The organism is Aquimarina sp. AU119 (assembly GCF_900312735.1).
GTDB classification, from domain to species: Bacteria; Bacteroidota; Bacteroidia; order Flavobacteriales; family Flavobacteriaceae; genus Aquimarina; species Aquimarina algiphila.
On sequence record NZ_OMPF01000021.1, the window covers coordinates 191,488 to 210,831 of the forward strand.

The 19,344-nt window shown below is 32.5% G+C and carries 22 protein-coding genes; 2 read left to right on the forward strand and 20 right to left on the reverse strand.

Going from position 1 to position 19,344, the window contains the following annotated elements; translation table 11 throughout:
- Positions 1-31 precede the first annotated feature (31 nt).
- The 5 genes from DK442_RS17515 to DK442_RS17535 form a co-directional block, all read right to left on the reverse strand.
- Entirely contained in the window at positions 32-355 is a 324-nt protein-coding gene (locus DK442_RS17515; protein WP_160114240.1) for a hypothetical protein, read from the reverse strand.
- Positions 356-503: 148 nt separating this feature from the next.
- Complete coding sequence (locus DK442_RS17520) at positions 504-1,076, reverse strand: phosphatase PAP2 family protein (RefSeq protein ID WP_109437197.1); 573 nt, start codon at positions 1,074-1,076, stop codon at positions 504-506.
- 18 nt (positions 1,077-1,094) lie between these two features.
- Positions 1,095-1,322: a hypothetical protein gene (locus DK442_RS17525; RefSeq protein ID WP_109437198.1), complete on the reverse strand. Its 228-nt coding sequence runs from the start codon at positions 1,320-1,322 to the stop codon at positions 1,095-1,097.
- A 68-nt stretch (positions 1,323-1,390) separates the two neighbouring features.
- Positions 1,391-2,476 (reverse strand): OmpA family protein, encoded by a 1,086-nt coding sequence (locus DK442_RS17530; RefSeq protein WP_109437199.1) that lies wholly within the window; start codon positions 2,474-2,476, stop codon positions 1,391-1,393.
- Positions 2,477-2,638: 162 nt separating this feature from the next.
- A complete protein-coding gene (locus DK442_RS17535; protein WP_109437200.1) occupies positions 2,639-4,009 on the reverse strand; it encodes an MATE family efflux transporter in 1,371 nt (456 codons plus the stop codon).
- Positions 4,010-4,107: 98 nt separating this feature from the next.
- On the opposite strand from DK442_RS17535, the gene DK442_RS17540 reads away from it, so the two are divergent.
- Positions 4,108-4,473, forward strand: coding sequence for a hypothetical protein (locus DK442_RS17540; RefSeq protein WP_109437201.1), 366 nt, complete (start codon positions 4,108-4,110; stop codon positions 4,471-4,473).
- Positions 4,474-4,478: 5 nt separating this feature from the next.
- Here the strand turns inward: DK442_RS17540 and DK442_RS17545 are convergent, their stop codons facing one another.
- The 12 genes from DK442_RS17545 to DK442_RS17600 form a co-directional block, all read right to left on the reverse strand.
- The gene (locus DK442_RS17545; RefSeq protein ID WP_109437202.1) at positions 4,479-5,033 is read right to left on the reverse strand and encodes a hypothetical protein; all 555 of its coding nucleotides are present in this window, start codon (positions 5,031-5,033) and stop codon (positions 4,479-4,481) included.
- Positions 5,030-5,788: a peptidase E gene (locus tag DK442_RS17550; RefSeq protein ID WP_109437203.1), complete on the reverse strand. Its 759-nt coding sequence runs from the start codon at positions 5,786-5,788 to the stop codon at positions 5,030-5,032. Before DK442_RS17550 ends, DK442_RS17545 begins: the two co-directional genes overlap by 4 nt.
- Before the next feature lie 41 nt (positions 5,789-5,829).
- Positions 5,830-7,218, reverse strand: coding sequence for a M20/M25/M40 family metallo-hydrolase (locus DK442_RS17555; RefSeq protein WP_109437204.1), 1,389 nt, complete (start codon positions 7,216-7,218; stop codon positions 5,830-5,832).
- Between the two features lie 20 nt (positions 7,219-7,238).
- Positions 7,239-8,117 carry a PPK2 family polyphosphate kinase gene (locus DK442_RS17560; RefSeq protein ID WP_109437205.1) on the reverse strand — a complete coding sequence of 293 codons (879 nt, stop codon included), beginning with the start codon at positions 8,115-8,117 and terminating at the stop codon, positions 7,239-7,241.
- Positions 8,118-8,239: 122 nt separating this feature from the next.
- Positions 8,240-8,761, reverse strand: coding sequence for a hypothetical protein (locus tag DK442_RS17565; RefSeq protein ID WP_160114241.1), 522 nt, complete (start codon positions 8,759-8,761; stop codon positions 8,240-8,242).
- A 51-nt stretch (positions 8,762-8,812) separates the two neighbouring features.
- On the reverse strand, positions 8,813-9,976 hold the full coding sequence (locus tag DK442_RS17570) for a sigma-54 dependent transcriptional regulator (protein ID WP_109437207.1): 1,164 nt from the start codon (positions 9,974-9,976) through the stop codon (positions 8,813-8,815).
- The gene (locus DK442_RS17575) at positions 9,976-10,875 is read right to left on the reverse strand and encodes a DUF6268 family outer membrane beta-barrel protein (protein ID WP_235010984.1); all 900 of its coding nucleotides are present in this window, start codon (positions 10,873-10,875) and stop codon (positions 9,976-9,978) included. The genes DK442_RS17570 and DK442_RS17575 overlap by 1 nt, the downstream gene beginning before the upstream one ends.
- Positions 10,876-10,913: 38 nt before the next feature.
- On the reverse strand, positions 10,914-11,801 hold the full coding sequence (locus DK442_RS17580) for a mechanosensitive ion channel domain-containing protein (protein ID WP_200825129.1): 888 nt from the start codon (positions 11,799-11,801) through the stop codon (positions 10,914-10,916).
- 4 nt (positions 11,802-11,805) lie between these two features.
- Positions 11,806-13,104 (reverse strand): ABC transporter permease, encoded by a 1,299-nt coding sequence (locus tag DK442_RS17585; protein ID WP_109437208.1) that lies wholly within the window; start codon positions 13,102-13,104, stop codon positions 11,806-11,808.
- Complete coding sequence (locus DK442_RS17590) at positions 13,097-14,026, reverse strand: ABC transporter ATP-binding protein (protein ID WP_109437209.1); 930 nt, start codon at positions 14,024-14,026, stop codon at positions 13,097-13,099. The genes DK442_RS17585 and DK442_RS17590 overlap by 8 nt, the downstream gene beginning before the upstream one ends.
- Positions 14,027-14,310: 284 nt before the next feature.
- Positions 14,311-15,423 carry a molecular chaperone DnaJ gene (gene dnaJ, locus DK442_RS17595; RefSeq protein WP_109437210.1) on the reverse strand — a complete coding sequence of 371 codons (1,113 nt, stop codon included), beginning with the start codon at positions 15,421-15,423 and terminating at the stop codon, positions 14,311-14,313.
- 6 nt (positions 15,424-15,429) lie between these two features.
- A complete protein-coding gene (locus DK442_RS17600; protein ID WP_109437211.1) occupies positions 15,430-15,972 on the reverse strand; it encodes a nucleotide exchange factor GrpE in 543 nt (180 codons plus the stop codon).
- 165 nt (positions 15,973-16,137) lie between these two features.
- Here DK442_RS17600 and DK442_RS17605 point away from each other — a divergent pair, with 165 nt between their 5' ends.
- A complete protein-coding gene (locus DK442_RS17605; RefSeq protein WP_109437212.1) occupies positions 16,138-16,809 on the forward strand; it encodes a YceI family protein in 672 nt (223 codons plus the stop codon).
- Between the two features lie 65 nt (positions 16,810-16,874).
- On the opposite strand, the gene DK442_RS17610 is transcribed toward DK442_RS17605, so the two are convergent.
- The 3 genes from DK442_RS17610 to DK442_RS17620 form a co-directional block, all read right to left on the reverse strand.
- Positions 16,875-17,780 carry a TIGR01777 family oxidoreductase gene (locus DK442_RS17610; RefSeq protein ID WP_109437213.1) on the reverse strand — a complete coding sequence of 302 codons (906 nt, stop codon included), beginning with the start codon at positions 17,778-17,780 and terminating at the stop codon, positions 16,875-16,877.
- A gap of 176 nt (positions 17,781-17,956) precedes the next feature.
- Positions 17,957-18,652: a tRNA (5-methylaminomethyl-2-thiouridine)(34)-methyltransferase MnmD gene (mnmD, locus tag DK442_RS17615; RefSeq protein ID WP_109437261.1), complete on the reverse strand. Its 696-nt coding sequence runs from the start codon at positions 18,650-18,652 to the stop codon at positions 17,957-17,959.
- Between the two features lie 11 nt (positions 18,653-18,663).
- Positions 18,664-19,170, reverse strand: a complete 507-nt coding sequence (locus tag DK442_RS17620) for a DUF4920 domain-containing protein (RefSeq protein WP_109437214.1) — start codon at positions 19,168-19,170, stop codon at positions 18,664-18,666.
- Between the last annotated feature and the right edge of the window lie 174 nt (positions 19,171-19,344).

The following is a 19,344-nucleotide window of genomic DNA, read 5'->3' on the forward strand; positions in this document are numbered from 1 at the left end:
CTTCTTGTAAAATTCTTAACTAGAAAAATATTCATTCTGGCAGTTTCATAGGGTGTTCATGCCATACCATTTTTATTTTTCCTGTTTTTTTATCCAGTGTATATCCTTCTGCCCCACCTGTATACCCATTTTTATCTAAATGACTCACTATTAGCTCATAATAGTTTTGAAATTCTTCAACTAAAATACGATCATCTATTTTATATCTTTTTTCAAAATTGATTAGCATTGCCTGTTGTCTTTTATCATTTTCCTTCTGTTTTATAACCTCTTCAATATCAACAATGCTATTAGTCCTTATCGTTTGACTATAACATTCTCTTTGAAAATGACCTATAAAAATGAACACAATCATTATGCTTATTTTTCTAATCATATGATTTACGTTATAATAAATTGATACCTATCAAAAGTATATGAAATGTTTAATAAATAGCACCCTGTTTTCAGTGAAAATAACAAGTCTATCTGTTTTTAGTACAAAAGAGAAAGTCAATTAAATTTTACGAAGTTTCACCATATTTCTTAATAAGAAGTCCTTGAAGTTTATAAGCACCTACTCCTAATACGATACCGATTGCCATACCTGTGATTATATCTCCAGGATAATGAACTCCTACATAAATCCTACTATACGCTACAATGATAGACCATACTACCATAAAAGGAAAAATGTATTTTAAATGTTTCTGCAAGGTTAAACCTGTAAAAAATGCTAATGCCATAGAGCTGGCTGCATGACCAGAAAAATAACCATGTCTTCCACATCTTTCTGCAATAAAGCGTGCTAACTCTGCAACTCCATCTGCCCTACATGGTCTTGGACGCATAAATAATACATTTTTAAACAAATTTGATAATTGATCTGTAGCGGTAATCAAAGCGGCTACAACAATTAAAGTGATAATTGTTCCTCTAATACCAAAATACTTATAAAAAAAGAATAGCAATACTAAATACAAGGGGATTTGATAAAACTTTTCAGTCATAAATAACCAAAATCCATCCCATGCAGGAGTTCCTAAATTATTGAGATATAAAAAAAGATCTTTATCTAATTGTATAAGCTCTTCCATTCTTAAGATATTGTATTATTATTCATCATATCGCTCTATCTCACGATCATAGAAATCATTAGCTGCTTGAAAAAGGTTCTCTGCTTCTTCCTGTAAATCTTTCTCATCATTTTTATCAAACTCTTCTAACCATTCTACTTCGTCATCTGCAAGATTAATAATAAATCTGGGGAACTCGGTATGAATCACAAAAATAGCATCTGGATAATCTGTATTATCTCCTAATAAGAATTTCGGAAAGCCCATAATCAACACATAAAATTATAAAGCCAAAGGTACTATCTTTTCAGATACATCAGAAAATAATTCTTTAACTATTCGATCTTAATTTCTACTCTATTATTCGATTCTGGATCGAGGTTAGATCCCTTGGTAACAACAGGTTCAGTATTTCCAGCTGCAATTACTTCTATAATAGATTCGTCAATCCCTTGTTCAACAAAGTATTGTTTAACATTAATGGCTCTCATTGCAGACATGATTTCATTTTCAAAAGCTGTTCCCGCATCATCTGCATGACCACTAATTTTAACAGAGGTTACTTTAAATATCTTCACATATTGGATATATGAATCTAATGCTTTTTTAATCTCTGTATATGCTTCACTCTCTCCAATTAAAAATTCTACAGGAGAAAAATCCAAAGCCATATCGCAAACCTGACTAGAAGAGAGGTTCTTAGTATCCCTCATTTCCATTAATAAAACATCATCTATAAAATAATAAGCTGTATCAAACCCACCTCCTTTTACAGATTTTCCTTTTGGCCCATCAGAGAAATATCCTAACGAAAGGTACTTTTCTGTTCCTTTTGCTCTATATACTCCACATACTTTAACCCATTCCTTGGTATCACATACCATTTTTGAGGACTCTATATGTAGTGGTAATTTTGATGTTCCTGTTATTTTAGGACTTCTGGCACTAAAATATGTTCCTATAGATGAAGTACATGAATTTGAAATCCCTTCTCCCAAAGAAACATACATATGAAAATAGTAGTATTTCCCTGCTGAAAGGGGGCGTTTCAGTTTAGCTGTTACCCCTTCTTTATATGTCCCTCCAGCAATATACATCCCTACTTTTCCTTCTCCAGTTCTTGGTTCCTGTGCTCCAAACTGTTTTAAGAAATTAGGAGATTTATGAATAAATCTAATCAACTCTAAATCTGGATGATAAGCATCGGGAGTATTAATAGCTGGTTTCCAATCCTTCATAATCCCAAAATTCTGCATTTCCATGTCTAACCTTTTAACGGCTGCATTGGTTTCTTCGAAACTAGGATTAGGAATAAGATTCTGATTTTTACTATGAGTAAAGTTTTGACTCGTACCACTCTGACTTACCATTAAAGCGAAAACGATAAGCAGCAGACAAAATTTAGAATTTGGGACTCTCATTTTTGTATTCTGTATTTTTTGGAAAGATAGTTAATTATTAGTTAATACCAAATAAACGCAAGAAGTGTAAAAAAGGTATTCAACTTTTATTTTATTTAAAAAAAGAAGCCTTTTTTACATGGTTTTCAGGATAAAAAAACCCCTGAACAGCTGTCGGAAATACTATTTGTTTTGAATTAATTTCTTGGTTAAAACATTGAATCTAACATACAATAAAACGGCAGAAGCAGTAAGTCCCGCCAATAATCCAATCCAAATCCCTGAGCTTTTATATTCAGTATACAATCCTAAATAATAACTAATAGGAAATCCTACTACCCAATACGCAATAAATGTAATAAATGTCGGTATTTTAACATCCTGAAGTCCACGTAAAGCTCCTAATACAGTAACCTGTATAGCATCCGAAATTTGAAATAATGCTGCTATAAGTAACAATTTAGCCGCAATAGTGATCACCTCTGTATTATCCGTAAGATTTTTTACATCTTTTACATCTAAATAAATTTTAGGTAACATTTGATTAAAGATGATAAAAATCAATGCAAAAACGATTGCTATAAGAAAAGACAACAAAAAAATTGATATGGCAATTCTTCTCAGCTCTGCAAACTGCTGTAATCCTTTTTGATTACCAACACGTACCATTGCTGCCACACTAAGCCCCATAGCGACCATAAATGTCATTGAAGATAAATTCAACGCAATTTGATTTGCCGCTTGCGGATTTTTGCCCAAAATTCCTGATAACAATATGGCAGCGGTAAAAATTGCAACTTCAAAAAACATCTGTAAAGCAGAAGGAAACCCTAATGCTATTATTTTATTGAGCATTTTACTTTCTAAAACAAAGAATTTAATTTGTGTAACATAAGCTTTTGATTTTTCTTTACCTCTAAGCAGTATCCACAAAAAAATAACCATTACTAATCTTGAAACCAAAGTCCCTACAGCCGCTCCAACTATTCCCATTTGAGGAAAACCAAACTTACCAAAGATCAATAGATAATTTAAAACAATATTAACCACATTTGCAATGAGTGTAGCATACATTGGATAACTTGTCATAGATAATCCATCTGAGAATTGTTTTAGTGCTTGAAAACTTACTAATGGAATCAAAGAAAAAGCAACCAAATCCAGATATGGTATTGCTAACTCAACCACTTCTATGGGTTGTTTCATGAAATACATCAATGGTTTTGCTACCAAAATCAATAGAAATAAAGCTATTCCTAAAGTTGTGCATAAAAATAACCCATGTTTAAACGCTGACTTACCTGTTTTAAAATTATTCTCCCCATCTGCCTCTGCAACTAAGGGTGTAATTGCCGTAGAAAAACCAATACCCAGGGACATCGCTATAAACATAAAACTATTTCCCAAAGATACTGCAGCTAATTCTGCGGTTCCCAACTGCCCCACCATAATATTATCGATCAACCCTACAAAAGTATGCCCTAGCATTCCCAACATTACTGGTGCTGCAAGTTTAAGGTTGTATCGAAACTCTTTGGTGTATTGTTGTAGCATTCTTTGATTTTGAACTCGCAAAGGTATTATAACCGATATAAATTAAAATATTCTTATTGTATATTTAACGTTATTTAAAATAAGTCATAAAAGAAAATATGTCTGAAATTATTAATAATGAAAAAGAAATCAAAAAGAGAAATAGGATTAGGATTTATCTTATCATTGTAAGTATTGTTTCTATCATACTTATATTACCAACGATACCATTTATCTTGGCAGCATTTTTTATGTTTAGTGCTCCTCTTACTCATGATAGTATCATACAATCTATTTCAGTTGCAAGCCTAATTTTCTTTCCTTTTATAGTATTTGGTAGTCTTATACCTTCATGGGTATTATTTGCTAGTAAGAAACATTTTCTATCTATACTTTTTGCTAGCATACCAATTTTGGACGCGTTTATCTATGGATTGACTATGGCTTATAAGATGATATTATGTAATGGAAGTTTTGATTGTTGACAAAACTAGCCATCTTTTCCTAGTTGAACCAATGACAGTTCATTATCATTTGGGATATTGTATTCATCACATGATGTTTTTTTATTCGCATATGACTCAGGGGTAATTTCTACCCAATAATCATCTCCAAAAAGCTTAAAAAAATAGCGATTATCAATATACAATTCAAAAACTTCTTCTACCATATTATAGCCATTATTATTGATTTCGGTACTTGTAGTATCTCTTTGAACTGAAATATATTTTTCTTTTAGATAATGAACATAAACTGAATTCTCGCAAAAAAGTATATGTTTAGGCTCACCACTTCCTCCAGCCCAATTTACATCACCTCCATCTACAGTAAATTTATAAGTATAGCTATGCGTTGTTCTATAATTATGTTTTGAAAAAATTCCTATCTCATTAGTTGTTTCATTGGTTTTTTCGACTACCAAACGCATACCATTATCTAGTAATTTATTTGTTTTATCAACTTGTTTTTCTGTTTTTGAAGTGCAATTGCTACATATGATGATTATGAATAATACAACTATCCTTAAATATAAATGGTCCTTCATTTTATAATTTCTGAATCAATTTTTTCCTCTACAATCTTTCCTTCCTTTCTATACACATAATATGAATTACTTTCGTTATCAATGGACAATGCACTTTTTGCTTTTCCATTAACAAAAAGAATTCCCGACTTATCATCACAAGCATAACCGTCACTCAAAATTCCTTTTAAAATATTATCATGATATAATGGTCTTCTGGATTCTTCAGAATTGTAATGAGGACAATGACTATAATTAAGAAAGCTTAATCCTTTGACAATACTTAATTCTTTAGGTCTTGAATCTGTAGTTCCACCATTAAACCAGCATAAAGAGCCCGCACTACCTCCCGCTAATACAATTCCTTTTTCATATGCTTTTTCTAATGCTAAATCTATTTTTTGAGCTTTCCATATTGCTAGCATATTTAACGTATTTCCTCCTCCAACAATAATTGCATCCATGCTGGACAAGATTTCTTCGAAGGATTTTTTTTGGCGATAAGAATTAATCCAAACTTTTAATACATGTGGCTCTATATCAAGATCAGAACACAATTGATACCAAAAATTCATATACCTCTCATTATCTCCTGTTGCAGTAGGTAAAAAACAAACCTTAGGTCTTTTTTTACCCGTTAACTGTGCAGTATATTTTATAAATTCTTTATTTACCTGCCCTCCATAAACAAACAGTTTTTTATCAGATGAACTAATATCCTGACCTGTTGTAATATTATAGACAAAAAACAATACTATTAACAAAAATATTCTCATGATTTTCGTGTTTTTATTTTTATATAAAAACTGACCATAAACTACTTCACCCCATATTTATCAAAAAGGTACATAAGACTCGTCATTGTTGCTGCTCCTAATTCTAGTTCTCTTTTATTGACTGCATCAAAAGTATCATTCTTTGCATGGTGATAATCAAAGTAACGTTGTGAATCAGGTCGTAATCCTGCAAGTACAATTCCATCTTTTTTAAGAGGCCCTATATCTGCACCACTTCCACCTTTGGCGAAATAGTGTACTAAGTACGGTTCAAAAAGAGGTTTCCAGCCTTCAATCATATTAAAATTAGCATCATCACAATCAAAAGAAAAACCTCTTGGTGTAAACCCTCCTGCATCGCTTTCTAAAGCAAAAACATGGTTTTCTCCCTTATTTTTAGCAACTTCTGCATATTTTTTTCCTCCACGCAAACCATTTTCTTCATTCATAAATAAAACAACACGAATGGATCGTTTTGGTTTATATCCAATTTCTTTAAATATTCGCAATACTTCCATAGATTGTACAACCCCTGCACCATCATCATGAGAGCCATCACCAAGATCCCAGGAATCAAGATGTCCGCCAACTACCATATATTCATTCGGAAATTCACTTCCAGTAATTTCTCCAATCACATTATATGACTTTACATCTTTCCAGGTACGACAGTTCATATTAATATGAAACTTAATCTTTGGGTTGAGTTTAAGCATAGAACTTAACAGATCCGCTCCATTTGTACTAATTGCAACCGCTGGAATTTTATCTGCATCTTTAAGATTTCCATAACTCATTGCACCTGTATGAGGAAAATCGTCTAATCTAAGATTCATCGAACGTACAATAACTCCTATTGCTCCATACTTAGCTGCCTCTGCTGCTCCAGAATATCGTTGATCTACACAACCTCCATATGCTCTAAATGTTTCTATTAAATCTGCTTGCATAGGGCGATTATAAAAAACCAATTTTCCTTCAATTTGCTCTTTTCCCAATACTGAAAGCTCTTCTAATCCTGTTACCTCTATAATCGAAGCTTTAATTCCTCCTATCGGTGTAGGCACCGATCCTCCTAAGGCACAAATTGGCACATTGGTTGTCACTCCTGGTTCTGTTTCTATGTATGCAAATTCAGTTACTCCTCTAGTCCACTTGGGAACCATAACCGATTGTAACCATACCTTATCAATACCAAGTGTTTTTAATTCTTTTTCTCCCCATTCTACTGCCAATTGTGCATTTACAGAACCTGACAGTCTTCCTCCTATCTGATTAGACAAGTAATCTAACCATGAATAACTCTTACCATTGAGTAATGAGGTATCATATATCTTTTTTAATATGATCGAATCTTCTTTTACATCATTTTGAGCGAAGCTACTTAATGATAAAATTGCAAATATGATTGGGATTATAATTCTTGACATAATGTGTTTTTTACAGGCTTTTATTCGTTTTCTAATTGCTTTTTATAAAGTCCTAAATTTGCTTTTGTTTTATCATCTAATTCTGGTTCCTGTATATCATCATACTCTTTTAAAGTATCATATAATGTTTTAGCGACAATATACCTTGCTACAGGCTTATCATCTGCCGGAATTACATACCAGGGAGCATGAGATAAAGAAGTTCTATTTATTGCTTCTTGATAACAAGCTTGATACGTATCCCAAAGTTTACGCTCTTTTAGATCTCCTGATGAAAATTTCCAATTTTTCTCTTTTTTTTCGAGTCTGCGTAGTAGTCTATTCTTTTGCTCTCCTTTGGATAGGTGTAAGTAAAATTTATAAATCAACGTACCATTTTCTGCAATATGTTTCTCAAAATTTCGTATTTGTTCAAAACGTTTATCCCAGAAAGCATCAGTTATATCCTCAACGCTATTAATATGGGGTATATTTTCGCCCATTATATATTCTGGATGTACTCGAGTAACCAAGACATTTTCATAGTGTGTCCTGTTAAAGACCCCAAATTTACCACGCTGTGGCAAAGCAATATAATGTCTCCATAAATAGTCATGACCTAACTCTAACGCTGTAGGTACCTTAAAACTATGTACGATTATCCCACGGGTATTAAAATCTTTAAAAACTTCTCTAATTAAACTATCTTTCCCAGAAGTATCCATACCTTGAAGACAGACCAATACTGCATATTTACCATGAGCGTATAATGTATCCTGAAGTTTCCCTAGTTTTTCGCGAACTTCTTCAAGTTCTTTTTCTATTTTCTTTTCATCTTCTTTAAGATCAAAAGTGGTAGGAATATTAGACAGTTTTACAGGATCGGATACTTTAAAATCTTCGTGATTTATCTTCTTCATGATATGATTTGTGTTATTATCCGAAAGATACTAAAGTTTTCTATGGGTAAGAAAATTGTTTTGATGTTAAACTCTCATATATTTCGATTTTAACAACATCTATTTTTTATTGAAACTCCTAACTATTTGGCATTAAAGTCATAACTAAAGCCTATCAGGAAGGTGTCATATCTTCTTCCTAAACTCTTTACATTTAATTCTGCAAAAATATGGACATATCTGGTTGCTTGATGTAATGCTCTAATTTTTATTTGTGCTCCATGATTAAAGTTTCCTGTTCTAAATCCCAAAAAAGCTTCATCTTCGATCTCTTCAAAAACACTCGAATCATTACCAACATAACCCATACCAGCAGTTATAGTTGTAGGATACCAGTTAAACAATATTAAATTTACTCCAAAAGCTAATTCATTAAATCCTTCATAATCTTCATCAGCACCTATAGCAAACGTACGATTATACTCTCCCATAAAAGTAGTATAACAATTAAACGCATACTCTACTCTAGCTCCTAAAGCTATTTCTTTATCCAGTGCAAAACTTTTTGCTGCTATAAAGCCATAATTAGTTGCTCCTGGATCATACTGAGCATTAGCCGTATTTATTATATACGACATTAAAATCAAACATAGAATTCTTTTCATTTCTTAGGGCATATGGAGTATTGGTCGCAAGATCATGTTTTTGATTACTTCTTACTTTGCCGCAAAAAGTTTAACATCTTCCTCACTCACCTCATTACCTCCAAGAATAATCAAGCGTTCAATTACATTTCGTAACTCCCTTATATTACCTGTCCAATCATATTGCTGTAATTGCTTAATTGCTTTGGGTGAAAAATTCTTAACAGGTGCCCCTTGTTCTCGTGCTATTTTCTTGGTAAAATATTCTACCAATAAAGGAATATCATCCCTTCTGTCATTTAGCGCAGGTACTTTTACCAAAATTACAGCAAGTCTGTGATATAAATCTTCTCTAAATTTATTATCAGCTATTTCTTTCTTTAAATCCTTATTTGTTGCGGCAACAACTCTAACATCGACTTTAATATCTTTGTCATTACCTACTCGTTGTATCTTATTCTCCTGTAAAGCTCTTAATACCTTTGCTTGTGCAGAAAGGCTCATATCTCCTATTTCATCAAGAAATATTGTTCCCCCATTGGCTGCTTCAAATTTACCTGCACGATCTTTATTTGCTGAAGTAAAAGCTCCTTTTACATGACCAAAAAGTTCACTTTCTATTAATTCACCGGGTATTGCAGCACAATTCACCTCTATCATTGGTCCTTTTGAGCGTTCACTTTTTTGGTGAATCCAATGTGCCACCAACTCTTTCCCTGTACCATTAGGTCCGGTAATTAATACTCTAGCATCAGTTGCAGCAACCTTATCAATAATGTTTTTTATATCAGAAATAGCTTGAGATTCACCTATCATCTCGTAGTTTTTAGAAACTTTCTTTTTAAGCATCTTATTTTCTACGACCAATTCTTTTCGATCCAAAGCATTACGTACTGTATTGAGTAAACGATTTAAGTCTGGTGGTTTAGAAATATAATCAAAAGCGCCTAAACGCATTGTATTTACAGCGGTATCCAAATCACCATGACCAGAGATCATAACAATAGGAATTTCTGGTTTTATCTTTTTTATAGCTTCTAATACCTCTACTCCATCCATTTTAGGCATTTTAATATCACAAAGTACAAGATCGTACTCGTCTGCTTTAATTTTTTCAATCCCAACAAGCCCATCTTCGGCTTCAAAGACTTCATAATTACTACTTTCTTCAGATAAGATTTTCACAAGAACTCTTCGGATCGCCGCTTCGTCTTCAATTACTAATATTTTTGCCATTATATTTTTAGTTTTATTCCGCTACGGAAATAGAATGTATTTTGATCATTAATCTTCAGTACATTTTCCTGATTCCCATCCCGTAAGCGAATTTCATTACTTAATGTATATCCTCCATATGCATAGAACAATAAGTGTTCCGTAAAATAATATTGATATCCTAATGCTCCTATAATATTTAGCATAGAAGCGTTTTCTGCCACTTTTGTTTCTCCATTTTGATCTACAAACGCTCTGTTGTTTTGCAAATTACCATAAAATCGATCAAGACCAATAAACGCTTGTAAAGTATTCTTCTCATTAAAAAAATACTTAATACTTGTTTTAGGTGTACCCAGCGAATATGACCAACTAGGATTAAATCTTTTAAAATAATTAATAATCGGTAACGGAAAATTTATACTTGCGGGTGTGGCATATCGCAGGCCTAATATCAAACGTGATGTCTTAGGAGCATTTTTATTTTTATAGCTTTTTACAAAATATAGAGATCCTGTATATCTGAAATCATCACTTTCTAATCCAGAACCTTCAAAATTAGATGAAATCCCTACTCCTACCTTAGTTCCAAAGCGCCAGTTATTTTTCATTTTAAACGTATAACCAAGCTCTAGTCCAAAAGTTTGGAAATTATTAAAATCTCCTCTATCATCTATAACCAACCCATCATCTATCTTTAAACTATTATACCTGTATTGTGGACTTATGACCAAATAAGTTCCTTTATCATCCATTTTTATAGGATAATTAAAAGAAAACCTAACTCTGCTATATACATTATCACTGTCTGCTTGTGGAATATAAGCATACTCAAATCTCACCAAGTCAGTGTCTTGCGCTTTTAGATTACTAAAAGCATATAGAAGTATGCATGCTACAAGCAGGGAGTTTTTTATCATCTTGGGGAGTTGTATGTTATATGCACTTCCATATTCTTTTATTCTTTTACAATAGTGATTTCACGTTGTGGGAAAGGAATATTAATATTATGTTCTCTAAATAGACGATCTATTTCAAATCGAATTTCACTTTTTGGTATTGCTCCCTGAAAACTATCATTAATAGTAAAAATTAATTTAAAATTTAATGAGCTATCTGCAAAATCAGTAAATAAAACTAATGGTGGTGGTTCTTTTAACACGTTTGAATTAGACAGGGCTGCTTTAGTAAGCAACTCCTTAACCAATTCGGTATCACTCCCATATGCCACACCAATGGTAACCGACTCTCTTGTAACCGAACCATTTTGAGTCCAATTATACAACACCGATGTTAAGTATTTATGATTAGGAATAATCAATACTTTATTATCAATGGTCACTGCTCTGGTAGTTCGCAATTTAATTTCTTCTACTCTTCCCACTTTACCATCTAACTCTATAATATCGCCTACATGTACGGTTTGGTCCATGAAAATAAAAACACCTGACAATATATCCTGAATAAAAGTTTGTAATGCAAGTCCAACACCTACTAATAAAGCAGCAGAAGCGGCAAATATCGCTGTAATATTAAAACCAATACTGTCTAAAGTAAAAAAGATAACGATCAGATAAACAAAATATTTTGAAAATGAGAATATGGATTCGAATTTTTGTTTATCCTCTCTGCGAAGTTTTTTGGTTACAACTCTTTTAAAGATTTTAAGTAAAAAAGAAGTGATAACCATTATTAAAATAACAAAAAGTAATAATCCAACAGTTAATTTAATTGAATGATCTTTTCCAAAATAAAAAATTTCATAACTCAAAAAATCCTGTATAGTTCCCCAAATATTTTCTTGAATTACTTCTTTTACCTGTTCTGTAAGTTCTTCCTGAATCATAGGATTAATACTTTATCCATTTAAATAGTTCTTTATAGCTTGGTTTTTTTCCATACATAAGTATTCCTACTCTATATATTTTACCTGCTAACCATATGATAAAGATAATACTTCCTATTAATAAAAAGATAGAGATCAATACTTCCCACCAAGGTACTCCAAAAGGAATTCGCATCAGCATCACTATAGGAGAAGTCAAAGGGATCATAGAAAACACAGTCGATACCGTACCATGAGGATTTTCTATTACAGAGAAGAAACCTACATAAATCCCTAACATCAATGGTAATATAATAGGTAACATAAATTGCTGAGAATCTGTTTCACTATCAACTGCAGCACCTATCGCCGCATAAATAGAACTGTACAAAAAGTAACCCCCTATAAAATAGATGAAAAACGAAAATATTAGAGTTCCCAATGGAAGTTTCAAAATGTCCTGAAGTAACAATTGTATTTCTTCATGATTTCCTTCTTGTAAAGCCAATGATTCATCCATTCCTACAGGCTGAGGATCTATACCAAAAACTGATGTCGCTATTGTTAATAAAACTCCTCCCAAAATTACCCAAACCAAAAATTGAAGAATTCCAGCAAAAGAAGTTCCTAATATTTTCCCCATCATTAATTGTATAGGTTTTACCGAAGAAATAATAATTTCTATAATACGATTAGATTTTTCCTCTATTACGGATCGCATAACCATATTACCATAAATAATGATAAACATCATCAAAAAATATCCTGCCGCTCCGCCAAAAACCATTTTTACATAACTAGACATCTTAGAGGTTTTCTCTCCAGAAAAATTCTCTATTTGGATATTTACTTTGGCTTTAGCTTTTTCTATCATGGATAAATCAAGGCCTTTTTCTGTAAAATTTTGATTAGTTAGTTTATTTCCTATTATTTTTTCAATTTTATTAAGAATTGAGATATTAGGAGATTCATCTGCATAAAATTGAATTGAGATTGCAAGTTCTTTATTTGTGTTTTTTTTAGGAATATATAGCAATCCATCCAACTGTTTAATCACCACAGAATCCTTTGCATCGTTTAAAGGCAATCTACTATAGTCTATATAATCAATTTCATCAGAATCTTTAAAATCAAAAGTAAATAAACCAGTTTCATCAAAAAATGCAACTTTATGAATCTCATCATTATTTAAGGTCGTTAACCACGCAATTAATGAAATCATACCTACAAAGATCAATGGACTTAAGAACGTCATCACTATAAATGTTCTATTGCGAACCCGAGCTATAAATTCTCTTTTAATAATTAACTTAAGGTTACTCATTCTCTGTAATTGTTTTAATAAATATCTCGTTAACTCCTGGTATTACTTCATTAAACCTCATAACCTGCCCTCTTTCTGACAAATATCTAAGTAAGTCATTCGATGATGCATTATTATCCAAAGTTATTTTCATTTTCAATTGATCATCAATCACTTTAAAATCAGCAGGGGTAACAGTAAATTTCTCTTTTAAGTTATTATATATTTTATCATGATCATCTGTTAGAAGACCAACCTCGAAGGTATTAGACTTATAAGTTCTTTTAATCTCTGATACTTCTCCTTCCAGGATTTTTTTTGATTTATTAATTAATGCAATATGATCACATAATTCTTCTACGCTTTCCATTCGGTGTGTAGAAAATATCACAGTGGCTCCCTCATCACGTAACTGTAAAATTTCATCTTTGATTACATTTGCATTTATAGGATCAAAACCGCTAAAAGGCTCATCAAAAATCAGTAGTTTAGGTCTATGCAATATAGTTACAATAAATTGTACTTTTTGAGCCATCCCTTTAGAGAGCTCCTGAATTTTCTTGTTCCACCAATGAGTAATTTCAAATTTATCGAACCAAAACTTAAGGCGCTCTTTTGCTTCTGTCTTACTTAACCCTTTTAATTGAGCGAGGTATAATGCCTGCTCTCCTACTTTCATAGATTTATACAATCCCCGTTCTTCGGGTAGATATCCAATATCCTTAATATGTTTGGGGTTCAACAATTCATTATCTAAGTATACACTTCCTTCGTCTGGTAATGTAATTTGATTAATAATTCGTATTAGTGTGGTCTTACCAGCTCCATTGGGACCAAGTAATCCAAAGATACTTCCTTTAGGCACTTGAATTGATACATCCTCTAATGCTGTAAAAGTTCCAAATCGTTTTGTGGCTTGCCGTACCTCTAAAAGATTAGTCATAGACCGTAAAATATTATTGTAGTTTATTATAGAAGCTGAATGATACGAAAACTTGAAAACTTATACTAATTATGTTAAATATTAATTAGTATATATTTTTAAAATCAAATTATACAAAAAACAAAACCCACCCTGAATACAAGTATTTAGGATGGGAAAAAAATTGCTATGAAAAAGAAAAATTATCACTAAATGCGCTAGTGATGTCTCAAATATACGAATTTTTCTTAATCAAACGTTAATAGAATTGAATCATTCTCAATGGTTAAAATCACTCAATTCTATTACGAAAACATATCTTTTACTTTTTCAAAAAATGATTTCTCTCCACTTTCAGGGTTAGGTCTAAAATGATCATCTTTAGACATTTTTTCGAAAAATTCTCGTTGTTCTTTATTTAATGTTTTAGGTGTCCATACATTTACATGAACCAGCAAGTCTCCTTTTCCATAACCATTAAGACTAGGAATACCTTTCCCTCTTAATCTCAAGATCTTACCACTTTGCACTCCTTCTTCAATCTTAATACGTACCTTACCCGATACAGTATCAATTTCTCTCGACGCTCCTAGAGCAGCTTCAGAGAAGCTAATATACAGGTCATAATGTAAGTTATTCCCTTCTCGTTGAAGTTCTGGATGTTCTTGTTCTTCTATAGCTACCAAAAGATCTCCAGCGATTCCATCACCTGGAGCTTCATTACCTTTTCCTGAAACCTTAAGTTGCATCCCATCCTCTACTCCTGCAGGAATACTAATACTTACGGTTTCTTCTGTCACTTTTAATCCTTGACCATCTGCATCAGAAGGCCTATAATCCATTACTTGACCTGCTCCTCCACAAGTAGAACATGCAGATGAAGTTTGCATTCTTCCAAGAATTGTATTGGTAACTCTTGTTACCTGTCCTGTTCCGTTACAAGTCCCACAAGTTTTATAAGTAGTTCCTGGAGCCTGGATTTTTCTTTTAACTTTGATTTTTTTGTCTACTCCATTCGCAATCTCTTCTAAAGTAAGCTTAACACGAATACGTAGATTACTTCCTTTAACTCTACGTTGTCTGCCGCCTCCGCCAAAACCGCCAAAGCCACCAAAACCGCCGCCACCAAAGATGTCACCAAATTGACTAAAGATATCATCCATATTCATACCTCCCCCACCTCCAAAGCCACCGCCTTCAAATGCCTGATGACCATATTGATCATAACGTGCTTTCTTATCGGGATCGCTTAAAATCTCATATGCTTCAGCTGCTTTTTTGAACTTCTCTTCTGCTGTAGCATCTCCTGGATTTTTATCAGGGTGATATTCAATAGCTTTTTTACGGTATGCTTTTTTTATTTCAGCATCTGTAGCATTTTTGCTTATCCCTAATATCTCGTAAAAATCTTCCTTCATACCTAATTATTGTCCTGTTACTACTTTAGGAAAACGAATAACCTTGTCTCCCAGTTTATAGCCTTTTTCTATAACATCAACGATTTTGCCTTTAAGATCGTCGCTTGGAGCTGGAATTTGAGTAATAGCCTCATGATCATCTGCATTAAAAGTATCACCTGCAATTACTTCTACTTCTGATAAACCTTTACTCTTTAATGTTTCTTTTAACTTATTATGAATAAGTTCTACTCCTTTGATAAGATTCTTATCCTCTGACTTCTCAATTTCTTTTGACGCTCTGTCAAAATCATCCAATACAGGTAACATAGACTGTATCACGTCCTGACTTGCTGTCTTGAATAACTCTAAACGTTCTTTAGAAGTTCGTTTTTTATAGTTTTCGAATTCTGCAAAAAGTCTTAAAAATTTATCTTTTTCCTTGTCTAATTCTTCTTTAAGCTCTGTTACAGGATCTACTTTTTCAGTCTCTGTTTCTTCAACAGGAGTATCAAGTACTTCTTCTACTTGATCCTTTACATCTTCAGTATTTTTATTTTTCTTACTCATGTAATTCGTACCTTTTATACGTTTTCAATTTGAAGTAGCAAAAGTACTGCCATTTTTGAATTGAATGTCATAATGTCACAGGATTTTTTTAGTATATATTTAAGAGTATTTCATTTGTTAAAAAATATTTTTGAAATCGTTTAAAACCCATATAAACTAATTTTCATGAAAATCAAATTAATCAGCGTATTAGCAATCGCTATCATCGGTATTTCTACTTATTCTTGTAAAGGAGAAAAACAAAATGAAACAGAAGCTAATACCGCAGAAGAAGTGCAAAAAGCTTCACCTGAAGCCATTACTTATATTGTGGATTCTGCATCCAGCACCATAGATTGGATAGGCTCTAAACCAACAGGAAAGCATAACGGAACTATTAACATAGCAAACGGTAAGCTTAAAACCAAAGATGGAAAAATTGAAAGTGCATCATTTGAAATTGATATGACATCGATCACTGTAACTGATCTTGAAGGAGAAGAAAAAGCAGGCTTAGAAGGTCATCTAAAAGGCGAGGGAGAAGGTAAAGAAGATCATTTTTTCAATGTAGCTCAACATCCTAAAGCCTCTTTTGAAGTTACCGGAATTGCAGATAAAGAAGGAAAAAATTATATAGAAGGTAATCTTACTATAAAAGGTATTAAAAAGAACATCTCATTTCCTGCAAACATATCTACACAAGGAGACGTTGTTGTTCTAAACACAGAGATTTTTACTATTAACCGTACTGATTGGGGTGTGAATTATGCTTCAAAATCTGTATTTGAAGACTTAGGTGATAAGTTTATTAATGACGATATCGAGTTAAAAATTACGGTAAAAGCTAATAAAGGGTAATGTAGTAATATCCTTAAAAAACTCATTAAAAGCCGGTATCATTAAGTGATATCGGTTTTTTTATTTCATTCTACTAATACATCAACTGCCATCACAATGTTATCATAATCAAAATCAAATCCCAAAGATGAAATCTTACCACTACACACCCGTTGACTTGAAAATAAAAGGCTATGCATATCTCCTAGGATTAGTTTCATTGTAAGCCTGGGTACATTAGGCAAAATAATCCTTTTATTATATTTTTCTGCTATTGTACGAGTAAGTTTTTTATTAGAAACGGGATTTGGAGCAACCGCGTTAAAAACACCTGTTAATTCTTCTTGAACAACAAACATAAACATACGAGCAAGATCATGAACATGTATCCAACTCTGCCATTGTTTACCATTCCCGAAAAAAGACCCCATTCCTAATTGGATTGGTTTAGCAATTTTAGGAAATGCTCCTCCTTTTTCTGACAGCACTAATCCTATACGTAACAAACTAACATCTATATTTATAGTTTCAAAATCTAAGACAGCTTTTTCCCATTTCTCTACTACCTCTCCTAAAAAACCTGAGTCTCTTTCTGTAGCATCTTCCATATAATAATTTTGAAATGAGTCTGGATATACCCCAATTGCACTAGCCGAAACAATGTGCCGAACCGAATGTTTTGTAGTCTTTAAAGATTCAAGAATAAGAGAAGCTGTATTGGTTCTGCTCTCCAATATTTCCTTTTTATAAGATGAAGTCCATCGTTTTGCTACAGTAGCTCCTACCAGATTAATAATGACCTCGACACCTACAAAACAATCTGTATCGATCTCACCTTTTTTTGGATCCCAAAAATAACCTGTATAACCAGGATCAGAACTTAATTTGTTTTTACTAGTGGTCAGATAATTAACATCAATATTCTGTTGACGGCACACACTTACTATTTCCTGACCTATTAAACCGGTAGCACCAGTAATTAAAATTTTCATCTGTTCTTTTTATTATTTTTAGCCTTAATAATGAATGATCACCGAATATTCTAGTCGTCTTAGTAATTGTGATTCTAATCTATTTTGTGTGCTACAAAGTACTATCACCCTATAACAAAACCAATTCCTTTATTATAGGTTTAACAATCGTTTATTAAAATTTATACCTCACAATTTCAGTTTGCATCACCAATATTATCTTTCTTAGTAGCTCTGAGCATTTCTCGTTTCCCCGGAGGCCCAGGAAGTCTTTCTGTTTCAAAACCAACTTCTTGCATTGCTCTTCTCACACTTCCTTTAGCTGCGTAGGTTACCAAAACTCCATTTGGACGAAGTGCGTTATACATCTTTCCAAAAATTTCTACAGTCCAAAGCTCAGGTTGAACCCTTGCACCAAAAGCATCAAAATATATCAAGTCAAAACTATTTTGATCCCTTATATCCACAAAAAATTGTTTCCTTTTTGTGAATATAAAATTCGATTTAATTTCGAATGGTTGTTCCCAAGGTGATTCATGTAAAGCATCAAAAATGGATGTCTTCTCCTTTTCAGAAAGCGCTTCTGGATATTTCATCAATCTGGCTTCATGTATTGAAACCGGATATGCTTCTACTCCAACATAATCAATATTTTGGTTAATTTTCTGCGCTTCTAGAAAAGTCACAAAAGCATTTAATCCAGTCCCAAAGCCTATTTCTAAAATATGAAGAGGGTTAAAAAAATTTTTGGCTAAAATATGTTTAAAACCAGTGTCTATAAAAACATGTTTGGCTTCATTAACTGCTCCATGCTTAGAATGATAATGCTCGTCTAAATCAGGTAAATGAATCGTTTTTGACCCATCTGCCGTAGTAATGATTTTACGTTGTATATGATCTTGCATTAGTTTTTTATCAAAACCCCATCAGCAATAAATGAGTATGTTTTTTTTGGAGTGGTAATACTGGCTATTTCTTCATCTGTTTTTCCTGCATCACTTGCAAAATGACGTTGTTCTTCTACAGATACTTCACTCACATACGCTTTACCTTGAACAATTACTGTATCATTTTCGATATCCTTAGGAACAAAAAAACCATAATCTTTAAATTTTACCATAGTTTCTTTATCATCTCCTAAGGTAACTTTCATCCAACATCCCTTGGCTTTGCAAACATTATTGACCGTGCTCGAAAATGCAATTGCAACCGTATCTCCTTCTTTAAGTGTTTTGTATTGCTCTGCAATTGATTTTTTATTATGAATATTTTCTGAAGACACTTTCCCTCCATAACTTTCATAATTTTTACTATCAATCTCTGCAATAGAGAATGTATTTTGACCATTATTTGATAAATTACAACTCATCAACAATAGTAATACCGCAAAAAACAGTATATTTTTTTTCATAATCTTTTATTATCCTGACGTTTTGTAAAATTAAACATTTTTAAAATTCTTATTTTAACAGAAAAGGGTATTTTTGTAAGGAAATTTATAAGGTGTTAGCATCACCATCATTTTCAGACAAAGAGTATAGTTAATAAACTAGGGATAGTTTACTATCCTTATCTTTAAAATTTA

Bases quoted from the DNA above. Each gene is read 5' to 3' on its own strand.
- DK442_RS17525 (WP_109437198.1), bottom strand. From the start codon at position 1,322: ATGGGCTTTCCGAAATTCTTATTAGGAGATAATACAGATTATCCAGAT.
- DK442_RS17605 (WP_109437212.1), top strand. From the start codon at position 16,138: ATGAAAATCAAATTAATCAGCGTATTAGCAATCGCTATCATCGGTATT.
- DK442_RS17535 (WP_109437200.1), bottom strand. From the start codon at position 4,009: ATGCTACAACAATACACCAAAGAGTTTCGATACAACCTTAAACTTGCA.
- DK442_RS17575 (WP_235010984.1), bottom strand. From the start codon at position 10,875: ATGATAAAAAACTCCCTGCTTGTAGCATGCATACTTCTATATGCTTTT.
- DK442_RS17570 (WP_109437207.1), bottom strand. From the start codon at position 9,976: ATGGCAAAAATATTAGTAATTGAAGACGAAGCGGCGATCCGAAGAGTT.
- DK442_RS17590 (WP_109437209.1), bottom strand. From the start codon at position 14,026: ATGACTAATCTTTTAGAGGTACGGCAAGCCACAAAACGATTTGGAACT.
- DK442_RS17610 (WP_109437213.1), bottom strand. From the start codon at position 17,780: ATGAAAATTTTAATTACTGGTGCTACCGGTTTAATAGGTCAGGAAATA.
- DK442_RS17530 (WP_109437199.1), bottom strand. From the start codon at position 2,476: ATGAGAGTCCCAAATTCTAAATTTTGTCTGCTGCTTATCGTTTTCGCT.
- DK442_RS17585 (WP_109437208.1), bottom strand. From the start codon at position 13,104: ATGAGTAACCTTAAGTTAATTATTAAAAGAGAATTTATAGCTCGGGTT.
- DK442_RS17540 (WP_109437201.1), top strand. From the start codon at position 4,108: ATGTCTGAAATTATTAATAATGAAAAAGAAATCAAAAAGAGAAATAGG.
- DK442_RS17550 (WP_109437203.1), bottom strand. From the start codon at position 5,788: ATGAGAATATTTTTGTTAATAGTATTGTTTTTTGTCTATAATATTACA.
- DK442_RS17520 (WP_109437197.1), bottom strand. From the start codon at position 1,076: ATGGAAGAGCTTATACAATTAGATAAAGATCTTTTTTTATATCTCAAT.
- DK442_RS17545 (WP_109437202.1), bottom strand. From the start codon at position 5,033: ATGAAGGACCATTTATATTTAAGGATAGTTGTATTATTCATAATCATC.
- DK442_RS17620 (WP_109437214.1), bottom strand. From the start codon at position 19,170: ATGAAAAAAAATATACTGTTTTTTGCGGTATTACTATTGTTGATGAGT.
- DK442_RS17560 (WP_109437205.1), bottom strand. From the start codon at position 8,117: ATGAAGAAGATAAATCACGAAGATTTTAAAGTATCCGATCCTGTAAAA.
- DK442_RS17565 (WP_160114241.1), bottom strand. From the start codon at position 8,761: ATGAAAAGAATTCTATGTTTGATTTTAATGTCGTATATAATAAATACG.
- DK442_RS17580 (WP_200825129.1), bottom strand. From the start codon at position 11,801: ATGATTCAGGAAGAACTTACAGAACAGGTAAAAGAAGTAATTCAAGAA.
- dnaJ (WP_109437210.1), bottom strand. From the start codon at position 15,423: ATGAAGGAAGATTTTTACGAGATATTAGGGATAAGCAAAAATGCTACA.
- DK442_RS17555 (WP_109437204.1), bottom strand. From the start codon at position 7,218: ATGTCAAGAATTATAATCCCAATCATATTTGCAATTTTATCATTAAGT.
- DK442_RS17515 (WP_160114240.1), bottom strand. From the start codon at position 355: ATGATTGTGTTCATTTTTATAGGTCATTTTCAAAGAGAATGTTATAGT.
- DK442_RS17600 (WP_109437211.1), bottom strand. From the start codon at position 15,972: ATGAGTAAGAAAAATAAAAATACTGAAGATGTAAAGGATCAAGTAGAA.